This window comes from Acinetobacter sp. WCHAc060033 (assembly GCF_004209125.1).
Lineage (GTDB): Bacteria > Pseudomonadota > Gammaproteobacteria > Pseudomonadales > Moraxellaceae > Acinetobacter > Acinetobacter wuhouensis.
In genome coordinates this window covers 29641-49866 of record NZ_SGSW01000034.1, presented here as the reverse complement: position 1 = coordinate 49866, position 20226 = coordinate 29641, and the positions used below count along the sequence as shown (strand labels likewise).

Below are 20226 nucleotides of genomic sequence, written 5' to 3'. Positions count from 1 at the left end.
CCTGGCCCCACACTATTGGTTGGTTTAGGACACAACCAAATAATCAATCCAGCAAAGATAAACACCATCGCAAAAATCAAAAACACATGATTGACTGAAAGTGTTAAAGCTTCCTTATCCACCAAATTAGAAATCACCCCCAATGCCTTTTCAGGACTAAAACCATTGTTGATTAATTGAGTTTGAGTATCTTCAACATGCATAGTCGAAACAATTTCACTTCGTGCAAGTTTGGTATGGTCATCCCAGATTGTGACTGCAATCGAAGCACCAATCGCCCCTGCCATGGTTCGCATAAAGTTCATCAAACCTGCTGCCGAAGCCACTTCATCAGGACGAACCACACCCAAAGCGATATTTGACAATGGGATGAAGAAGAACGGTACAGCAAAACCTTGAATGATCTGTGGCAAAGCCAATGCCATAAAATCAGCATCACTGGTCCAGAATGAACGCATCAAGGTCACACCGCCCAAGATCATCAGACCAAAACTGGACAATGCCCTCGGATCATATTTGGTTGCAAGTTTTGCCACAATCGGCGACATCATCAAACTACCGAAACCCATCGTCGCAGTCAGATAACCCGCCCAAGATGCGGTATAACCTAAATTAATCTGCAACCATTGAGGAATTAGGACAATACTGCCAAAGAACGCTGCAAAGGCAAACGCCAGAGAAATCGTCGCAATAGTAAAGCCACGGTATCGGAAAATTTGAATATTGACGATTGGATGCTTTTCATAATATTCCCAAATGAAGAAAGCAATAAATCCAACCACCAAAATCACGGCGAGAATACAAATAAACGTACTACTAAACCAATCCCTTTCATGTCCCAAATCGAGCATTAACTGAAGTGCACCAATCCACACGATCAGCAAAGTCAAACCAATGGTATCAATTGGAAGTTTAGCGATCGGTGTTTCAGCAGTTTTCATCAAACGCATTACACCCACAGCGCACAACACACCTACTGGTATGTTAATGAAGAAAATCCAATGCCATGAGAAATTATCACTGATTGTCCCCCCGAGAATTGGTCCTAAAATTGGTCCAACTACAGTGGTCATTGCCCACATGCCCATCGCTTGCGAATGCTTTTCGGGTGGGAAAATGCGCATCAACAAAGTTTGACTGAGTGGCATGATTGGACCACCAAATAGCCCCTGCCCAATACGACAAATCACGAGCATGGCGAGGCTATTGGATAAACCACATAGAATGGAAAATGTCGTAAAACCAATCAAGCTAATGGTAAAGACTCGAACCGCACCAAAACGCCCTGCTAACCATCCTGTCAGAGGTACACAGATTGCTTCTGCAACAGCATAAGAAGTAATAACCCAAGTCCCTTGAGAACTTGAAACCGCCAAACTCCCTGTAATATGTGGTACAGATACATTGGCAATGGTCATATCGAGTACGACCATAAAATTGGCGAGCGCTAAAAAAAATGCGGCTAAAAGTAAACGCCCGCCTTTAAGCTCACCTGAAAAAGTTGCTGTATTCATAAGCGATTACTTCGCTGTTGAGGTATCAACCTCTGCATTCATCGACAAGCCAACGCGTAATGGATGTTCAGCAAGTTCTTTAGGATCAAGTTTGATACGTACAGGAAGACGTTGAACCACTTTGATCCAGTTCCCTGTTGCATTCTGCGCAGGAATTAAAGCAAAAGCAGAACCTGTACCACCAGAGAAACCAATCACAGTTCCGTGATATTCAACTTTTTTGCCATAAAGATCAGAAGTTAATGTCGCTTTTTGTCCAACTTTGACGTCTTTCAACTGACTTTCTTTAAAATTTGCATCAACATAAAGTTCTGAAATCGGAACAATTTTCATCAAACTAGAACCCGCAGCAACACGTTGTCCTACTTGAATACTACGACCAGCAATCACACCATCTAGAGGTGCTTTAATTTCAGTACGTTGTAAATCTAAAAGCGCTTGATCGACAACGGCTTGAGCCGCCAAAACATCGGGTGTCGAACTTTGCGAAGTACCACGAATTAAGGCTTCATTGGCATCCAAATTACTTTGTGCAGCTTTGCGTTTAGATTCAGTTTGTGCCAATACTGCTTTTGCAACATTCACACTGGCTTTAGCATTGTCTAAAGCACTTTGCGCTTTGCTAAATTCTTCTTTTGAAATTGCACCAGTCGCATTCAATTGCTGACGACGTGAAAATTCTTGTTGCGCTTGGGTATAAGCCACTTCAGCTTGCGCCACTTGTGCTTTGGCACTGTTAATGTCGTCGCTACTAATCAAAATTTGAGAAGACAAAGAACTGCTATTGGCTGAACTTTGGGTAAATTGACGTTTGGCTTTTGCCAATTGCGCTTCAGCTTGGGCAAGCGCAATTTTCGCATCACGATTATCAATAATTGCAAGCACATCGCCCTTTTTCACTTGTTGTGTATCACTGACCAATACTTTTTCAACCTGACCACTGACCATGGATGTAACCGCAGCTGTTTCAGCACCCACATAAGCATTGTCAGTTTCTACGGTATTACCAAAAACTAAAGCCCAAATGGCATAGAGTATTGCGATGGCAATAACGATAAAGGCAAAAATCTTCAGCATTTTTTTACGTTTTTGTTTAGCCTGCAAATCCGCTTGAGCTTCAAGCTCATCATTTGGAGAGGCATTCGTAGTGGGCGCGTCAGTCATCGCATCTTCCTGGCTTACTTTAAATGGGTCAAAACATCGGTACAGTCTGTGCCACTAAGCTGAATATTTGCTTAGTGAGAATCAGGCATATATTTGATGTGATGATTCAGTCAATTTATAAAAATTGTGATGGATAATTTTACAGGTAAAAATCATATGGTGAGAATAAAAATATAACTCTAGAGTTTATCTCTATATTTTAGAACAATGTTATTGATTTTAATATTATTTTACTCAAAAAATAAGTCACCAAAATGCTCAATTTAGTGACTTCTATTGACATAAATTATACAAAGTGTACTTAAGGGTACACTTTGTCAACTTGATCAATAGGCATAAGACGCGATCGCAGTTGCAATTGCCTTACCTTCATCATTCACCATGGTCATACGCATGGTACAGCCTTTACGTCCCATTCTCAGCGTTTCAGCTTTGGCAATAAAATACTCACCACGACCAGGTGCAAGATAATCGACACGCATATCAACAGTTGCCAAACGTGAAACTTTTTTCAACGTATCAGGTAATTGATCTGGTTCGGCACGTTTGTACAACTCACCCATCGCCACAATTCCGCCAATACTGTCGAGTAAAGTGGCAGCAACACCACCATGTAAGATTTGAAAAGCAACATTTCCAATCAGGAAAGGTTTCATTTCAATATAGCCTTCAATTTCATTATCCACCACACGCATTTGCATACTGTTGTGTGAAAAATACGGCGAACCATTAAAGGCTTTGGTGAGCTGATTAAGCACCACATTTAAATCTGCTTTCGCGCCTAAATGTAAATTACCAGTCCACTTTTTTTGTGATTCGCTTGGTGCAGAATCAGTTTTAGGAGAATCACTCATAAGAATTTCGAAACCAATATTGAGAAAAAAATGTAGCTTTTCCCCAAAAAATATATGAAAGGGCTACAATATGTTCCTAGTTTAATACTGAAAATCGAGATTGTTATGACTTATACGTTCAATCGTCCTGCTTTCCCAGCCACTCGTATGCGTCGTATTCGTAAAAACGACAAGTTAAGAGCAATGGTTCGTGAAACTCAACTCACAGCAGATCATCTCATTTATCCAGTATTTGTACTTCCTGGGCAAAACCAAACTCAAGATGTACCAAGTATGCCAAACGTGCAACGTTTGTCTGCTGATTTATTGTTGAAAAAAGCAGAAACATTACTTGAACTGGGTGTATCTAAATTAGCTTTATTCCCTGTTACACCACAAGAAGACAAAAGTTTAACGGCTGAAGCCGCTTGGCATGAAGATGGTTTAGTACAAAATACACTGCGTCTTTTGAAAAAAGAATTGCCAGAAATGGTACTGATCACTGACGGCGCACTCGACCCATATACCACACATGGTCAAGATGGCATCATTGATGAAACAGGCTATGTGCTCAATGATGAAACTGTACAATGCCTCATTAAACAAGCACTCAGCCATGCTGAAGCGGGTGCAGATGTGGTTGCACCAAGTGATATGATGGATGGTCGTATCGGTGCAATTCGCCAAGCTTTGGAAAGCAATGGTCATATCTATACCAATATCATGGCATATTCAGCGAAATATGCATCAAGCTTCTATGGACCTTTCCGTGATGCTGTAGGTTCTTCTTCCAACCTTAAAGGTGGTAATAAATACAATTACCAAATGGATGTTGGTAACCGTGCCGAAGCACTACATGAAATTGCCCTTGATATTCAGGAAGGTGCAGACATGGTCATCGTGAAACCTGGTATGCCTTATTTGGATGTGGTTCGTGAAGTCAAAGACACTTTTGGTGTACCAACATTTGTGTATCAAGTCAGTGGAGAATATGCAATGTTGGCTGCGGCAATCCAAAATGGTTGGTTGTCTGACAGCGTGATCATGGAATCACTTATGTGCTTCCGCCGTGCAGGTGCTGATGGGATCTGGACTTACTTTGCGGAAGAAGCAGCACGTAAATTGAAAGAAATGAAGTAATCGTTTTATTAGACAATTAAATATTATCTGATACGCGTGAACGTCATCCGCAACGTGTTTGAGACAGGACTACTTTTGATATTCAATGTTTTTGCAACTCAATTAATCAAAAGATGGTAGTGAACGAGTTTTGCGGATGACAATGGTTTTGCCTACTTTTCCCGAAAGAAAAGTAGGTCGAGCCGAAGGCTAATCCCATCATTAAAACTTTAGATGTAAGACACCGCCTTAACTTCTTCTTAAATAGAATCTTATTCTAAATACATGAATATCTGTACAAATGAATCTGATTTATAATTAAATTCGGTACAAAATACACCATGCACATCGCAATCATCGGAGCTGGCGTCAGCGGCTTACTCACTGCCCTTGAACTCGTCGAACAAGGTTGTTCAGTCACTATATTTGACCAACAACAAGCAGGACATGCTGCCTCATGGGCAGGCGGTGGCATTTTGTCCCCAATGTATCCATGGCGTTACCCACGTGAAGTCAATCACTTGGCACAATACGGTAAACAACTGTATCAACAATGGAATGAAAAACTCTTACCTGAAACAGGGATAGATTTTGAAATCCATGAAACAGGTATGCTCATTTTTGATGAAGCTGATTTTGAAATCGGGCTCAATTATAAAGACCGATACCAAGAGCCGATGCAACATTGTGAATACTTAGAACGAGATGCACTCGAACAAGTCAATCCTCATATTTCCAAACAATTCCAACACGCAATTTATTTCCCACAATTGGCGAATGTGCGTAATCCACGCTTACTCAAATCTTTGATTCGCTATTTAAAACAACATCCCAAAGTTGAAGTGTTTGAAAATACGTGGATTGAAAAGTTTAATCTTCAAAATAACCAAATCCAGTCTATCCAAACTTCAAATGGACAACATTTTCAAGCCGATCAATTTGTGATTACAACGGGGGCTTGGTCGAACTGCTGGTCTGAACAGCTACAATTGTCAATTCCTGTCGAACCTGTGCAAGGTCAAATGCTCTTGTTCAAAACCCCTGAAAATTGGTTACCGACCATGTGCATGAACAATGTTATGTACCTCATTCCGCGTATGGATGGTCATGTGGTTTGCGGTTCGAGTATGAATCATCTCGGTTTTGATCAGCGCCCAAGTGTACAAACACAGCAAAATATTTATAAAGCCTGTACCGAAATGGTGCCTGAATTGGCGAATTTTCCAATCGTAAAACAATGGGCTGGATTACGCCCTAGTTCACCTACTGGCATTCCTTATATTGGGCAAATGCCTGAGATCAATAACCTTTGGGCGAATTTTGGACACTATCGTAATGGTTTATGCATGGGACCCGCTTCTGCACAATTACTTCGTCAACTCATGCTCAAACAAGAGACTTTGGTCGATGCAACAGCTTATTCAACACAGCGTTTACAACCGAGCTGAAAGCAGAACATTACCTTAATGCTAGCCAGTTAAGGTTTTTTTAATCCTCCCCCTTGCGGAACATGTTTCTCACCTTTTTCAAAGGAGGGATGAGTAGCTCAGCTACGCAAGATTACTAAAAATCATTTTAGTTGCAAGAAGTTCCCCTCTTTTTCAAAGAGGGATTAGGGGAGATTTTAGGAATTTTTTCCAATAATTTTGCTTAACTGATCAGCATTAGAACATTGCCTAGAATTTAATTGGACGAATGTTGTGTAATCAGCCTTAAAGCACTTTCCAAATCTGCATATTGAAAATCAAAACCCTCAGCAAGCAAAGCTTTGGGCTGAACATACTGACCATTTAACACCAATTGCGCTTGCTCACCCATCAGCAAACGCATCACAAAACTCGGTAATGGTAAAAAGGGCTTACGTTTTAATACTTTGCTCGCAATATTTACAAATTGCATTTGAGAAAGATGATCAGGAGCAACCACATTATAAATTTTCTGATCTGATGTACTTTGAAATAAGAATAAAATTGCTTGGATCACATCATCCACATGCACCCAAGTCGTCGGTTGCAGACCTGAACCAATACATCCAATTAAACCCATTTTAATCGGTAAGAGCATTTGTTGAAGGGCACCCTTTTGACCAAATACCACACCTAAACGCATGATTTTAGTATTTTGAGTCATATCTGCTAAAGCTTCCGCTTCCCATCGCTGACACAGTTCAGACATAAAAATAGCTTGTGATGGCGCATTTTCATCACATTTATTTTGCCATTGTTCTGTAGGATCTATTCCGTAATAACCAATTGCAGAACCTGACACAATACACTGAGGTTGAATCTGATAATTTTGTAAAGCCTGATACAGTTGTTGCGTCGTTTTAACACGACTTTCAATCAAGCGTTGTTTTCTTTTCTCTGTCCAGCGACCTTGAGCGATGCCTTCCCCTGCCAAATTCACCACATAATCAATGTGTGTATTTTCAAGTTCAGTAAAATTTTCTATCCACGTTAATTTTGCTTCTTGCGAATGTCGTTTTTGTCGAGAATAGGCGATGACCTCAAAACCATGCTGAAGTAAATAATCAACCAAATGAGTACCAATAAAACCACTAGCACCTGTGATTAAAACCTTCAGCATAAGATCACCTTTTTTGATTTTGGCGAAGATTTAAATTACGCACCAAACATTTTCAATGCCATACGTTGTGCCTGTTTACCATAAAACCAATACGTTATTAAATACAAAGGAATCGCTAACATTAACAACATAATCAATGTTGTACCTAGAAAACGTAAATTCGTCATATAAGCCACAAAAGTCTGCCACACTTCTGGATCACTATGCGAAAAGATCAACACACCTGCAAAAACGCCCAAAAAGTTATAACTCCAAAAAATTAAGGTATAACCAATGGTCAATTTTTTACGTTCAGCATCTGTCGGTGCACGGCGTTGTTGTTTTAAAAATCGCTGTAAAACAATAATCATTGCAGCCAAGTATGGAATCGCAGTTAAAACTCCGGCAATTTGATTAGGCAATAATGCAGCGAGTACACCTGCAATCATGGTTAACACTAAACAAAGGATAAAAAACCATAAAAAATATTTGTTTAAAGACACCATGAGCATCACCTAATTGGAATGAATAAACTGATTATAAAATTTTTTTAATTTTTTTTCATTTTCTTGTCAACCAAACTGAAACCTTTGTCGTTATATAAGTATAGGTCGCAGCAACCGAATCAGACGCACGGCATCCGCAGATGATTTGGAGACCTTAATCCCAGAGACGAAAAGCTTTTCATGCTTCTTGCAAGATTTAGAATAGCAGCCTAAATCGAAGATAACGAAGTATTTTGACCGACGATTTACTCATCACTCGAATCGTCGGTCTTATTTTTTGTAAAATCTACTTTCTATTTTTAAATTATAACGAACTGATGTTACTCAGTAACATCAAAATCACAAATTGCATCTCGTTAAAAAGTGGGTACGCGATAACGTCATCCGCATTTGTTTGAGGCAAGACTACTTCTGACCATAAATGTTTCTGCGATCTATTCAATATTTTTACGGTAGCTGACGAGTTCTGCGGATGACAATGGTTTTGCCCACTTTTGCCGAAACAAAAGTGCGGTCGAGCCGAAGGCTCATCCCTAAATCTAAACGCTTGATGTAAGACCCCGTCAAGCAAGCTTTAAAATAGTTTTTAAAAAACATCTTTATTTTAAAGTCATAACATCAAATTATAACAATGCCCATTTAAATCGCTTTGGCTTTTAAGTCTTTGCCTACTGCTAAAATTGCGACAAAACCCACCATCGTGAACAGTAGCATTAAAATTCCCATATTTAACACGTGATTCCATACAAGGAAATTTAAAACAACGCCGCCCAATAAACCACAAGCAAATTGCATACTGCCCATAATCGCACTGGCAGTCCCTGCTCTAGCGCCCTGCTCAGACATTGCAAAGGCCATCGCATTTGGTCCCGTAAAACCAATTCCTGAAACGGTTAAAAATAACCCAAACATGACCAAAGCTAAAGGTGCATGCGCCATCAAACCAGCAATCACAATAATGACCGAACCTGTTAATTGAATTACACCGCCGATGGTTAACCGACGAATCACCGAGAGTTTATGCGCTAAATGCTTATTTAAAGTTGAAAGTAAAATAATACCAAAGGCATTAAAACCAAAGGCAATTGCGAACTGCTGTTGTGTAAGGTGATAACCATCCATCAATACGGCTGATGCTGAACTGATGTAGCAAAATAATGCTGCCCCCGTAAAACAGCCTGCCATCATCGGTAATCTAAAACTTTTATCTTTAAATATAGAAGCATACAGGATGAAAACTTGATTGAAACTCAAATCTAAACGACGTTCTGGTTCAAGTGTTTCTTTAAATAGAAAATGCACACATAAAAAGCACATCACACCAATGATACATAGGGCTATAAATACAGCATGCCAACTAAAAAAATGCAGAATCGCTGCGCCCAAAGTCGGTGCAAGTATTGGGGCAATACCCATCACAATCATCATACTGGCAAAGGCTTGAGCAGAACTTTGCACATCTAAACAATCTCGAATCGCAGCGCGTGCCATCACCACACCGACGCAACCACCCAAAGCTTGTAAAACCCGTGCTGCAATCAAAGACCAATGATCTGGTGCAATAACACACAACAAGCTTGCGATCGCATAGAGTGCCATGCCGAAATATAACGGTTTCTTCCGTCCAATCCGATCACTAATCGGTCCGTAAATCAGTTGTCCTACAGCCAATCCAAAGAAATATGCAGGTAAAGTATTGGCAATCTGCTGGGTTGTGACATTAAAGTCTTGCGCCATTTCTGGTAATGCAGGCAAATACATATCAATAGACAAGGGTCCTAAAGATGTAAATAAAGCCAAAAGCATAATCCAGCCCGTGGAATACTGCTGTCCCGCGTTTTTTTCAGACATAGATCGTTTATAATTTCATGAGGATTGATGCAGACAAGTTTACACGCTCCATAGTATGATTTGTCATAAAGATAAGTGAAAATTCACACAAGCACCATCATTCAACTGACCGTAAAACACACTGAATATTTCATAAGGACACTCCTTTGAATAACTGGCTGTTAAAACTCAAGAAAGCAACTTATAACACAAGTTTTATGTATAACTTGAGGATGATTATTGCTTTTGCTGGAACGGCTTTTGTGCCCTATTTTATGGGGCAACAGTTAATGACCATCCCACTGACGCTTGGTGTGGTGGCAGCCGGTTTAAGTGACATTGATGATCGTTTCTCAGTACGTATCATGAACTTGGTGTATACCTACATTGGTTTTTTTGTCACAGCAGCCTCTGTCAGTTTGTTATTTCCATATCCTGTACTTTTTGCTATTGGTTTAATCGTGTCGTGTATCGGCTGGATTTTACTTGGTTCTCTTGGTCGTCGTTATGCCACCATTTCCTATGGCTGTTTGGTGGTTTCCGTATACTCCATGCTTGGAGTACACCTCTTTGACCAGTGGTACATTCAACCGAGTCTTTTGGTGATTGGTGCAATTTGGTATGGACTGATTTCAACGATTAGCTTTTTGCTTTTCCCCGTTCGTCAGGTTCAAGACAAATTATCACAATGCTTTTCGTCACTCGGAAATTTCTTATTTTCAAAATCTAACCTATTTGATGTCGATATGACTGCAACCAGTTACCAAGACAGTATGATTAACCTGTCTATGGAAAATGGCAAACTCATATCTATTTTCAATGATATGCGTGTGACTTTATTGACCCGTTTAAAAGGAGACCGAGGACAACGAGATACACGGCGTAGTCTGCAATATTATTTTGTTGCACAAGACATTCATGAACGTGCCGATTCAGCACATATTGATTATCAAAAACTGGCAAAAATCTTTGAGCACAGTGATATTTTATTTCGTTTCCAACGTATTTTATCCATGCAAGCCAAAGCCTGTAATGATTTGAGCGATAGTATTTTACACCGCACTACATATCAACATAATCAGCGCTTTGAACATGCTTTTAAAAATCTTCGATACTCATTGGACAAACTTAAAAGCGAAGGAAAATATGATTTGATCTGGGTCAATGCCCTATTTTCACTCTATCAAAATTTAAAATCGATTGATGCTCAACTGCGCAACCTTGAAACAGAACGCCATATCACTTTGGAACAAAGTAAGCATATCGAAAATCAACTCAAAGATGATGATTTAAAAGGTTGGGATGATATTGTCATTCGCATCAAGCAACATTTAACCCCAGAATCGGTACTGTTTCGTCATGCAATCCGCGTCTCGATCGTATTATTCTTTGGCTATGTTTTTGTACAACTGACCAATATTCAATATGGTTACTGGATTTTATTGACTGCATTATTTGTCAGTCAGCCCAATTTTAACGCCACTAAACGCCGTTTACGCTTACGAATCATTGGTACTTTAGGCGGAATTATTCTTGGCTATGCGATTTTATTCTTTGTTCCTTCTGTTGAAGGGCAATTATTATTGTTAATTATTAGTGGCGTATTGTTCTTTGATTTACGCAGTAAACAATATGCTCAAGCCACTGCATTTATTACGATTATGGCGCTGATCAATTTCAACTTAGATGGTTTAGGTTTTGAAGCTGCGCTACCACGTATGATCGACACCGTTATTGGCTGTGCCTTGGCTTGGTTAGGGGTGACATTTATTTTTCCAGATTGGCGTTTCCGTCGTTTACCACGGACCATTCAACGCTCTCTCGAAGCGCAATGTGCTTATCTTGAAAATGTCGTGAGTCAGTACCATCAAGGACGTAATAACAGTTTGGATTATCGTATTATCCGACGAGCTGCCAACAATACTGATGCAGATGTCGCTTCGTTAATTTCAACACTCGCCACTGAACCAGATTTTGACCCCAGCCAAAAAACTTTAGCCTTTGAATTTCTCTGTTTAAATCATACCTTCCTCAGCTATATTGCAGCCTTAGGCGCGCATAGAGAAAAGATTGAAGATCAAGAAGTATTAAATTTACTTGATCAAGCACTGGATGATATTCGTGGGGCGTTATTAAAAGATGAAATGCCTGATTTAACAGCACACAACATGCTACAAACTATTCGTACTCGGTTAAATCACTCTGAAGATAGGGATTCTAAATCACTGATTATTCTGCAACAATTATCACTTATGTTCAGTATTTTGAAACAATTGAGTAACTTAAAGCAAAACCTGAGTCATGCTCGTGATGATCAATCTACTGAATTGGCTTCTTTATAAAAGAGTATAAAAAATGCCTAGATATTTGGTACAATACGCGCACTAAAACTTGTGTTTTAGTGCTAAACTCTGACTAGATTTACATATACTACTGACACTATGACTGCCAAGAATATTTACGCTTATACCTTACAACCCGTTCCGTACGAAGTTTCAGAAACTGAACAACGTAGCGCTCAGCTCGCAATTTGGCGTAGTACCAATAAAATTGGTACCAAAGCTTGGGCAATTATGGGGGTGATTGTTGCACTTTCTATTCTTGGTCTAATTTTCGTTAAAAACTACTCAACAATCCTTTTTTGGGTACTTTTAGCCTGTGTTGCGATCTATCTTTTGGTTCGTAAATTTGGTCTTGAGTGGTATGTAAAACGTAAAATGAATGAGTTTCCAGTTCAGGAAATTAAAGGTATTAAACTTGGTGTACAACCGAGCGGTATCGTCATGCGCCAGCAAATGGCTGCTCCATCGGGTATGGGTATGCAAGAAGGTGTAGGAACGATTGGTTGGAAAGATATTTACGAATGGTATAACACACCTGACTTTTTACTTGTAAACTTTAAAGTTAAAGATCAACAAGGTGCTTATATCCTACCTAAGCGTATGGATAGTAAGAATTTCCCATTTGCGACACTGCGTAAGCACTTGAAAGAAACTGTCGGCGAAGCGAAAACACTTTAATCAAGTCCATTTTCAGATTTTGAAGAACCTCCTTAGTTGGAGGTTTTTTTATGTCTTTCATTTGATTGCTTTAATAAAAATGATAATGAGAATAAATATTATCTACAAATTCATTCTATCTCCTTTATATTCAGTTATAATTTGCGCACATCAAATTTAAGTCGCTCCCTTTTAGCATCATGTTTAAAAAAGTTTTCTTCCAAATACACTGGTTTCTAGGAATCACAGCAGGTTTAATCCTCTCCCTGATGGGGGTTACAGGTGCAATCTATTCATACGAGCAGCCGATTCAAAAATGGCTTAATCCGAATAGCTATACCGTTGCTGTTGAAAATAAAGAAAAAATGACACCTGTTGAAATTTATCAGCATTTTCAGACTAAAAATCCTGAAATGAAGATCAACAGTATTACGATTGCACAGGCACCTGAAGAAGCCTCAAATATCAACATCGTGAAAGAGGGTGCGCGCAAGGGTTATACCATGATGGTCAACCCGTATACGGCTGAGATTCTGCCTGAAATTAAAGGTAAAGAATTTTTCCAGTTTATCCAACAACTGCATCGTAATTTGACCGTAGGTGAAGTCGGTAAGCAGATTACAGGTGCATCTACATTGATGCTGATCTTCTTTGTACTCAGTGGTTTATATCTTCGTTGGCCGAAAAAGCATTCTGTTAAGCAATGGTTTGCGATTAAACCAAAACTCAAAGGTCGTAACTTTCTTTGGGACTTGCATGCTGTTGTTGGTACATGGGTGGTGATTTTCTACCTGTTACTAGCATGTACAGGCTTGTACTGGTCTTATGACTGGTGGCGCAGTGGAATGTTCAAAGTATTAGGTGTTGAACAACCTAAACCTGAAATGCAAGCTGGGCAAAAAGGCAAAGGTGGTGATACGAAAGGCAAACAAGGTTCAGAACAGAATCATGGCGCACGTGGGAATGAAGGCGCTTCTGCAAAATCTGATAAAAAATCAGACCATAAACAAGATGATAAAGAAGGTTTAAAACCTGAACAAATTCAAATTGCACTGACTCAAACTTGGAACGGATTTAATTCGCAGATTAAACGTGACTACTCTACCCTCACTGTTTCGATTCCTAAAAAAGCGGATGGTAAAGTCGAACTCACTTTTGTCGATAAAATTCCACAACATGAGCGCGCACGTAATAAAGCAACATACAATTATCAAACTTCAAATATTGAAAAATTAGACCTATACGAAAGCAAAGCACTCAATGAGAAAATCATGAGTAGCATGTTACCTGTGCATCGTGGTAGTTTCTTTGGGCCAATTTATCAATTCCTTGCAATGTTTGCTTCTTTAGCAATGCCGCTTTTCTTTGTGACAGGATGGATGCTTTACCTAAAACGCCGTAAGCAGAAGAAGCTCACCCTCGCAGCAAAACAATCTGGTTCAGCAGTTACGATTGATCCAAATGCAACACCGTGGCTCATTGCTTATGCGACACAAACAGGTGTATCAGAACAATTGGCATGGCGTACAGCAAGCAGCCTACAGCATGCTCACCAACCAACGACAGTGAAAGCTGTTCAACAAATCACTGTAGAAGATTTAAAACAAGCCAAGCAAGTTTTATTTGTGGTCAGTACTTATGGTACAGGGGAAGCACCAGACTTAGCATCAAACTTTGAGAAAAAGCTGATGCAACAAAACTTAGCGCTTTCACATTTAAATTATGCTGTACTTGCACTCGGTTCACAGGATTATCCTGAAACGTTCTGTAGTTTTGGTCATCGTATAGATGCTTGGTTAAAGCAATCAGGCGCTCAACAATTATTCGGTATGATTGAAGTAAATAATGCTAATCAAGCTGATATTCAAAATTGGAACGATGCATTAGCCAAAGTCACCAAGCTTGAACTACAAACAATGTCTATTGAAAAAACTTTTGATGAATGGCGATTGATTAAACGTGAATTGTTGAATCCGAATAGCTTAGGTGCACCTGCATTCAATATCGAATTACAATCCGATCACCTTATTGATTGGCAAGCGGGTGATATTGCAGAAATTCAAACGGGCAATAGCCAACAACGGATTGAAGCATTTTTAAATCAACATCAAATACATGCTGATACTCTAGTGGACAGTTTGCAACAAACTATCCAAGATGCATTATGGAATCGTGATTTAACTGTTGAAATAGAACCATTTGCCAATATGGATCATCTATTGGAACAGCTTCCTAACTTGCCTCCTCGTGAATACTCAATTGCCAGTATTCCAACTCAACAAATATTACGCTTAGTGGTTCGTCAGCAACGTGATGCCCAAGGTGAACTTGGTTTAGGCTCAGGTTGGTTGACTGAACACCTACAGCTTCGTAGCAAATTGGCTTTACGTATCCGTAAAAATGAATCGTTCCATTTAATTACAGATAATCGTCCAATTATTTGTATTGGAAATGGAACTGGAATTGCAGGATTAATGAGCCTGATTCATAGCCGTGTTCGTTTGGACTATACTGAAAATTGGCTCATTTTTGGTGAACGCCAACAAGCACATGATTATTTCTTTAAAGACACAATTCAAGCTTGGCAAAACACTGCAATGCTCAGTCGTCTTGACCTTGCCTTTTCACGTGATCAAGCTGAAAAAGTTTATGTTCACCATAAACTGCGTGACAATGCGGAACAGCTTAAACAATGGGTCAACAATGATGCTGTGATCTATGTCTGCGGCAGTATCAATGGTATGGCGAGTGATGTTGATCAAGCTTTGATTGAAATATTGGGTAAAGAAACAGTAGAGCAACTCCGTGCTGATGGACGTTATCGTCGTGATGTTTACTGATCGTATAATTTAAATTTAATACCACAATAACCGAGCTAATTTGCTCGGTTTTTTATGATTTTTTTATGATTATTCACAATTCATAGTAAAAACATCAATTCTTCACACGAGCAGAGCACTTTACACCTTAGAATAGGCACTTTAAATTTTTCTAGTTAAATCATGCAGAATAATAAATTTTTCCGCTGTATTATTTTCATCATTGGGCTCATTTTATTTCTAGATGGCTTCATTCTGATACTTTTTAAAAAGTGGCATCTTGGTACTATCCTCCCCTTACTGATTGGTTTGGTTTTTATCATTAGCACGTTGAATCACCAGCGCATACAACAATTTTTAGCACAGCATCTGAAATTAAAGAAATTTTGGCAATGGGGATGGCGTCTTTTTAGTATTTGGTTAATAAGCTTGCTTGCATTCTTTGGCTATATTCATATCAAAGCGCAACAAAATAATCTCACAGATCATGTACAAACCATCATTGTATTGGGCAGTGGTATTACACAAGGCAAAGCCTCACCTACACTTGCTAAACGCCTCGATAAAGCTGGAGAGATCGCAAAACAACAACCACAATCACTCATTATTGTCAGTGGTGGTTTAGGCTTTGGAGAAAGCAAAACCGAAGCTGAAATTATGGCTCAATATTTACAAGACCGTGATCAGATTCAAGCCTCAAGAATTCTACAAGAAAATAAAAGTACCAGCACTGAACTGAATCTCAAAAATAGCCAAGCCATTCTTAAAGCACATCAACTAGACTTGAATGCAAAAATTGCTATTGTCACCAGTGACTTTCACACATTGCGTGCAGGGGCAATTGCCAAGAAACAAGGCTATGATAATTTTGTGACGGTCGGTGCCGAAACTCCGATCACCACACGTTATAACGCATGGTTAAGAGAGTATTTTGCATATTTAAGTGGTTGGGTTTTGGGTGAATATTAAATTTTCACCCAATCAAAAAATTACTTATGAATACGAATCTTACAAATTACACCTTGTGATGGATACGTATCTTTCGAGGTAAGGGAAGATTGAGGTTTTGTCTAAATAATTCAGGTTGAGTTGTATGAAGTTGATATAAATAATTTTTAATATCTATTAAAAATTTATGTCCTGAAACCAAAACATTTTGTCCTTCAGGGGTTAAATTAATCGAAAGTAAAGTATTGTTGAGCTGAATAAAAGGAATCATTTTCTCAAGAAAAGGGATAAGCTCAACTTCTTGTACAGAATAGCGGCTCCAATTATCTTTGACCATCAACTGTGCCAAACTTCTACTCTGCCAAACTGCTAAAGACTGTTGACCTGTTGGTGTCGCACACAATGCCCAACCTTCATCATAAAGTGCAAAAACCTTAGTTTGCGAAACAATCGTTTCGATAAAGACTTTATACTGATCTATAGCTTGAATAGGATTTTTTTGGATCGAAGGTGCAGCTTTACGCTGATATGGATTTCTCATAGAGCATTTATTTTTATAAATAGTTAATACGCTATTTTACACAAAAGTTTAAATAAATAAAGAGAGGGAAAATATGGTGGGCGCTGACGGGATCGAACCGCCGACATTCTGCTTGTAAGGCAGACGCTCTACCAACTGAGCTAAGCGCCCTGAGGAGTAAAAATAGCTTCGCTATTTTTATGACGCAAGACAAACGCAGTGCGTAGTTCTTGCAAAAAGTAAAATATCATTGCGATTTTCACTTATCATCTTCAAGATTCAGGTATCAAGAAAATGGCGCAGCGGACGGGACTCGAACCCGCGACCCTCGGCGTGACAGGCCGATATTCTAACCAACTGAACTACCGCTGCACTGTTACACCTTGTACGATACAAAGTATATGGTGGGCGCTGACGGGATCGAACCGCCGACATTCTGCTTGTAAGGCAGACGCTCTACCAACTGAGCTAAGCGCCCTGAGGAGTAAAAATAGCTTAGCTATTTTTATGACGCAAGACAAGCAAAGCGCGTAGTATTTGATAAATCAAATAAAACAAAAGCTTTTCAAGCTTACTAAACTCACCTATCCCAATCTCAGGATTTAAGATAAATGGCGCAGCGGACGGGACTCGAACCCGCGACCCTCGGCGTGACAGGCCGATATTCTAACCAACTGAACTACCGCTGCGTAACGGCATTTATACACAAATGTATAAATTATGGTGGGCGCTGACGGGATCGAACCGCCGACATTCTGCTTGTAAGGCAGACGCTCTACCAACTGAGCTAAGCGCCCTGAGGAATAAAATTAGCGAAGCAAATTTTATGACGCAAGACAAACACAATGCGTAGTATAAAACTTACAACCAAACTTAAAACTCAAGTTAGGTATTAAACCTGATTTGCAATCTTCTTGTAAAGTGGCGCAGCGGACGGGACTCGAACCCGCGACCCTCGGCGTGACAGGCCGATATTCTAACCAACTGAACTACCGCTGCACTTCTACAATTTACACTGCAATACAAACGAGTCTTGAATTTAAGTGGCGCAGCGGACGGGACTCGAACCCGCGACCCTCGGCGTGACAGGCCGATATTCTAACCAACTGAACTACCGCTGCACTATAAATTCAACGTTAAAGCTTGGTGGGCGCTGACGGGATCGAACCGCCGACATTCTGCTTGTAAGGCAGACGCTCTACCAACTGAGCTAAGCGCCCTAACGACTTCATCGTTTGTGAGGTGCATTATAGAGAATCCTGACGGTGTGTCAAACGCTTTTCTTACTGTTTTAAGTATTTTAAGTTTGAGTGATTAAAAAATAGATCATTTCGCTCTAATTTCAGCTTTTTTGTTTATTATTTATCTATTTATGCTGTGCTGGCTAATTCATATTTCATAAAAACCGTTGCTATTTTATACAAGTTTCTACTGATGTAATTCGCTTAACGAACATTTTATAAAAAATTCATGCTTTTGAGCGAGACGACATCTATTTTTTCTTTATTCCACTTTTTCCATGACATCCTGAATAACGGTAAGTTTTGGCTCAGGTCTTAACCATAACCAGATAGCAACAATTAACATGGTTAGATCAGTAAAAATTTTGATAGCGAGTGGTGCATTGGTAAACAACATGATAATCCCACTAATGAGCATCATAATGCTGGCAATCCATTTAGCTTTGCGAGGTACCGTTCCATTTTCACGCCAAGCGCTGAGCGTTGCACCATATTTAGGATGATTCAATAGCCAAGCATCAACCTGAGGCCACCCTTTTGACGCTGCCCATGCTGCTAAGATCAAGAAAACAGTTGTCGGCATACCTGGTAATATCGCCCCAATAAATCCAAGGATAATAAATACTACGACCAGTGTTCGCCAAAACAAAATTTTCATAACACAACCCAATTTGCCTATGTGTGAAGTATAACGCTCTACACTAAAGCCTGCATGATTTAACACAGATTCACTCATTATATTTTAAAATGATCATATTCATATTTTCCGATTCCCCCAGTTTCTCAAATCAAATTAGGCTTGCATCAAACTGGAGATTTTTGTTTATATGACTATGCTCAATTCATTTTTTATCAGGACTGAGTATCTAATTTGATTAGGGTTTATGGCAATGACTGATTATTTTGAGCCTTGGCAGCACTACAAACACCCGATTGTTCGGCAATTGGCATTCTGCATAGCAAGTCCCAACATTCTTCTACATGTTCCCAATGCGCTAGAAATAAAAAATCATTTTGAATTACATAATGACGCTTTTTGGCAACAGCAGTTTAATCTATACAAACACCGTCTGGATGCCTTAGATCAAAATCCAACAGAACTGATTGAATTTGTTCAAAAGCTCAAAAGCACTCGTCTTGGATTACGCTTTGAATATTTGTTTTGGTTTTGGTTACAAGATCAAGAGAATCAACAATTTGAACTCATTCAACACAGTATTCAAATCATTGAAGCTAAAAATACCTTAGGTGAAATTGATTTTTTAGTGCGTAATCGAGTGACACAACACATCGAACACTGGGAAGTCGCTTTAAAATATTACCTTGGCGAAGCTGATTTAAGTTTGAAGTATTGGTATGGTTTGAATCGCAGCGATACCTTGCACCGTAAACTTAATCATTTTTCAGAGAAACAATTTCAATTTACCCATGCTTTAGATTTCAATATTGATCAAAAATTTGCTGTTATGAAAGGGCAACTTTATACACCTATGTATAAACAATCTGATCAATTGCCCGATTGGATCAATCCACAACGGCGCATCGGTCAATGGGGGCATCAAATTCGTAATGAAGTACACACCAATTTCTATCGTTTACAACGTCATGAATGGATTTGCCCTGATCAAAATGCAACCTCTGACAATGCATGGTGGTGGTGCAATGGACTTTATCATGATAAATCAAGCCAAACTTTTTATATGTATCGTCAACCACCTTTAATTGCTTTACCACTAGAACAATAGATGTAAAACATCAATAGACCTTTAATTTTTATTGATTTTAAGTCATTCACCCACAAGAACCTATAGGAATAATATGTAAATTTTCACGCTTTAAATCACATGTTTTTACCATTTCTCAAATAAAAATGACATGCGTTACTCAGTGCTTGGTTAAACTTAAAGTTGCTCTAATTTAAAAAGACGCATGGAGATAAGCATGAAAAAAATATTACTCGCTTCTATTGCTGTGACTTTCATCTTGACAGGCTGTAATACTTTTAAGGGCGTAGGTAAAGATGTATCTAAAGCTGGTGATGCAGTCACAAACTCTGCTGAAAAAGTTGAAAATAAACTTTAATTTTCAGTTTTAATTCACAAAGCCTTATCTTGATCGATAAGGCTTTTTTATTTCTCATAAAAAATAGTTTTTTATATGCTTTGTCT

The 20226-nt window shown here is 39.1% G+C and carries 16 protein-coding genes and 8 tRNA genes; 8 read left to right on the top strand and 16 right to left on the bottom strand.

The genetic code is table 11. The features are described 5' to 3' along the window. From EXE10_RS14825 to EXE10_RS14815, 3 genes are all read right to left on the bottom strand, one after another. On the bottom strand, positions 1–1514 hold a 1514-nt coding region (locus EXE10_RS14825), incomplete at its 3' end, for a DHA2 family efflux MFS transporter permease subunit (RefSeq protein WP_130113874.1). Between the two features lie 6 nt (positions 1515–1520). Then, positions 1521–2678 carry an HlyD family efflux transporter periplasmic adaptor subunit gene (locus tag EXE10_RS14820; protein ID WP_130113873.1) on the bottom strand — a complete coding sequence of 386 codons (1158 nt, stop codon included), beginning with the start codon at positions 2676–2678 and terminating at the stop codon, positions 1521–1523. A gap of 326 nt (positions 2679–3004) precedes the next feature. Continuing rightward, a complete protein-coding gene (locus tag EXE10_RS14815) occupies positions 3005–3532 on the bottom strand; it encodes a thioesterase family protein (protein ID WP_130113872.1) in 528 nt (175 codons plus the stop codon). Between the two features lie 105 nt (positions 3533–3637). Between EXE10_RS14815 and hemB the strand changes: the two genes are divergently transcribed. Further along, complete coding sequence (hemB, locus tag EXE10_RS14810; protein WP_165382304.1) at positions 3638–4651, top strand: porphobilinogen synthase; 1014 nt, start codon at positions 3638–3640, stop codon at positions 4649–4651. Positions 4652–4971: 320 nt separating this feature from the next. Next, entirely contained in the window at positions 4972–6078 is a 1107-nt protein-coding gene (gene thiO / locus EXE10_RS14805; protein ID WP_130113870.1) for a glycine oxidase ThiO, read from the top strand. Positions 6079–6313: 235 nt separating this feature from the next. On the opposite strand, the gene EXE10_RS14800 is transcribed toward thiO, so the two are convergent. The 3 genes from EXE10_RS14800 to EXE10_RS14790 form a co-directional block, all read right to left on the bottom strand. Continuing rightward, positions 6314–7216, bottom strand: coding sequence for a TIGR01777 family oxidoreductase (locus EXE10_RS14800; RefSeq protein ID WP_130113869.1), 903 nt, complete (start codon positions 7214–7216; stop codon positions 6314–6316). Positions 7217–7251: 35 nt separating this feature from the next. Continuing rightward, a complete protein-coding gene (locus tag EXE10_RS14795) occupies positions 7252–7701 on the bottom strand; it encodes an ABZJ_00895 family protein (RefSeq protein ID WP_087553891.1) in 450 nt (149 codons plus the stop codon). Between the two features lie 639 nt (positions 7702–8340). Next, positions 8341–9552, bottom strand: coding sequence for a multidrug effflux MFS transporter (locus tag EXE10_RS14790; RefSeq protein WP_130113868.1), 1212 nt, complete (start codon positions 9550–9552; stop codon positions 8341–8343). Between the two features lie 146 nt (positions 9553–9698). Here EXE10_RS14790 and yccS point away from each other — a divergent pair, with 146 nt between their 5' ends. The 4 genes from yccS to EXE10_RS14770 all read left to right on the top strand — a co-directional run bounded on the left by yccS (position 9699) and on the right by EXE10_RS14770 (position 16318). Continuing rightward, positions 9699–11873 (top strand): YccS family putative transporter, encoded by a 2175-nt coding sequence (gene yccS, locus EXE10_RS14785; protein WP_130113867.1) that lies wholly within the window; start codon positions 9699–9701, stop codon positions 11871–11873. Positions 11874–11972: 99 nt separating this feature from the next. Then, positions 11973–12551: a YcxB family protein gene (locus tag EXE10_RS14780; protein ID WP_068975849.1), complete on the top strand. Its 579-nt coding sequence runs from the start codon at positions 11973–11975 to the stop codon at positions 12549–12551. 179 nt (positions 12552–12730) lie between these two features. Then, positions 12731–15370: a PepSY domain-containing protein gene (locus EXE10_RS14775; protein ID WP_130113866.1), complete on the top strand. Its 2640-nt coding sequence runs from the start codon at positions 12731–12733 to the stop codon at positions 15368–15370. A 162-nt stretch (positions 15371–15532) separates the two neighbouring features. Then, a complete protein-coding gene (locus EXE10_RS14770; protein ID WP_130113865.1) occupies positions 15533–16318 on the top strand; it encodes a YdcF family protein in 786 nt (261 codons plus the stop codon). A 46-nt stretch (positions 16319–16364) separates the two neighbouring features. Here EXE10_RS14770 and EXE10_RS14765 read toward each other — a convergent pair whose 3' ends face one another. The 10 genes from EXE10_RS14765 to EXE10_RS14720 all read right to left on the bottom strand — a co-directional run bounded on the left by EXE10_RS14765 (position 16365) and on the right by EXE10_RS14720 (position 18716). Then, positions 16365–16838 (bottom strand): DUF2750 domain-containing protein, encoded by a 474-nt coding sequence (locus tag EXE10_RS14765; RefSeq protein WP_068975852.1) that lies wholly within the window; start codon positions 16836–16838, stop codon positions 16365–16367. Between the two features lie 74 nt (positions 16839–16912). Then, positions 16913–16988 (bottom strand) — tRNA-Val (locus EXE10_RS14760). Positions 16989–17112: 124 nt separating this feature from the next. Continuing rightward, positions 17113–17189, bottom strand: a tRNA-Asp gene (locus EXE10_RS14755). 30 nt (positions 17190–17219) lie between these two features. Continuing rightward, positions 17220–17295, bottom strand: a tRNA-Val gene (locus tag EXE10_RS14750). 134 nt (positions 17296–17429) lie between these two features. Then, positions 17430–17506 (bottom strand) — tRNA-Asp (locus tag EXE10_RS14745). Positions 17507–17538: 32 nt separating this feature from the next. Further along, a tRNA-Val gene (locus tag EXE10_RS14740) sits at positions 17539–17614 on the bottom strand. A 125-nt stretch (positions 17615–17739) separates the two neighbouring features. Further along, a tRNA-Asp gene (locus EXE10_RS14735) sits at positions 17740–17816 on the bottom strand. Between the two features lie 45 nt (positions 17817–17861). Continuing rightward, positions 17862–17938 (bottom strand) — tRNA-Asp (locus EXE10_RS14730). A gap of 23 nt (positions 17939–17961) precedes the next feature. Continuing rightward, a tRNA-Val gene (locus tag EXE10_RS14725) sits at positions 17962–18037 on the bottom strand. 283 nt (positions 18038–18320) lie between these two features. Beyond that, positions 18321–18716: a YbaN family protein gene (locus tag EXE10_RS14720; protein WP_068975238.1), complete on the bottom strand. Its 396-nt coding sequence runs from the start codon at positions 18714–18716 to the stop codon at positions 18321–18323. Positions 18717–18948: 232 nt separating this feature from the next. On the opposite strand from EXE10_RS14720, the gene EXE10_RS14715 reads away from it, so the two are divergent. Beyond that, complete coding sequence (locus EXE10_RS14715) at positions 18949–19803, top strand: DUF1853 family protein (RefSeq protein ID WP_130113864.1); 855 nt, start codon at positions 18949–18951, stop codon at positions 19801–19803. Positions 19804–19999: 196 nt separating this feature from the next. Continuing rightward, positions 20000–20140 carry an entericidin A/B family lipoprotein gene (locus tag EXE10_RS14710; protein WP_068975225.1) on the top strand — a complete coding sequence of 47 codons (141 nt, stop codon included), beginning with the start codon at positions 20000–20002 and terminating at the stop codon, positions 20138–20140. Positions 20141–20226: the final 86 nt, after the last annotated feature.

What these genes read in the sequence shown, in the direction of transcription:
- EXE10_RS14820 (WP_130113873.1), bottom strand. Translation starts at nt 2,678, where the DNA reads ATGACTGACGCGCCCACTACGAATGCCTCTCCAAATGATGAGCTTGAA.
- EXE10_RS14815 (WP_130113872.1), bottom strand. Translation starts at nt 3,532, where the DNA reads ATGAGTGATTCTCCTAAAACTGATTCTGCACCAAGCGAATCACAAAAA.
- hemB (WP_165382304.1), top strand. Translation starts at nt 3,638, where the DNA reads ATGACTTATACGTTCAATCGTCCTGCTTTCCCAGCCACTCGTATGCGT.
- thiO (WP_130113870.1), top strand. Translation starts at nt 4,972, where the DNA reads ATGCACATCGCAATCATCGGAGCTGGCGTCAGCGGCTTACTCACTGCC.
- EXE10_RS14800 (WP_130113869.1), bottom strand. Translation starts at nt 7,216, where the DNA reads ATGCTGAAGGTTTTAATCACAGGTGCTAGTGGTTTTATTGGTACTCAT.
- EXE10_RS14795 (WP_087553891.1), bottom strand. Translation starts at nt 7,701, where the DNA reads ATGGTGTCTTTAAACAAATATTTTTTATGGTTTTTTATCCTTTGTTTA.
- EXE10_RS14790 (WP_130113868.1), bottom strand. Translation starts at nt 9,552, where the DNA reads ATGTCTGAAAAAAACGCGGGACAGCAGTATTCCACGGGCTGGATTATG.
- EXE10_RS14780 (WP_068975849.1), top strand. Translation starts at nt 11,973, where the DNA reads ATGACTGCCAAGAATATTTACGCTTATACCTTACAACCCGTTCCGTAC.
- EXE10_RS14775 (WP_130113866.1), top strand. Translation starts at nt 12,731, where the DNA reads ATGTTTAAAAAAGTTTTCTTCCAAATACACTGGTTTCTAGGAATCACA.
- EXE10_RS14770 (WP_130113865.1), top strand. Translation starts at nt 15,533, where the DNA reads ATGCAGAATAATAAATTTTTCCGCTGTATTATTTTCATCATTGGGCTC.
- EXE10_RS14765 (WP_068975852.1), bottom strand. Translation starts at nt 16,838, where the DNA reads ATGAGAAATCCATATCAGCGTAAAGCTGCACCTTCGATCCAAAAAAAT.
- EXE10_RS14720 (WP_068975238.1), bottom strand. Translation starts at nt 18,716, where the DNA reads ATGAAAATTTTGTTTTGGCGAACACTGGTCGTAGTATTTATTATCCTT.
- EXE10_RS14715 (WP_130113864.1), top strand. Translation starts at nt 18,949, where the DNA reads ATGACTGATTATTTTGAGCCTTGGCAGCACTACAAACACCCGATTGTT.
- EXE10_RS14710 (WP_068975225.1), top strand. Translation starts at nt 20,000, where the DNA reads ATGAAAAAAATATTACTCGCTTCTATTGCTGTGACTTTCATCTTGACA.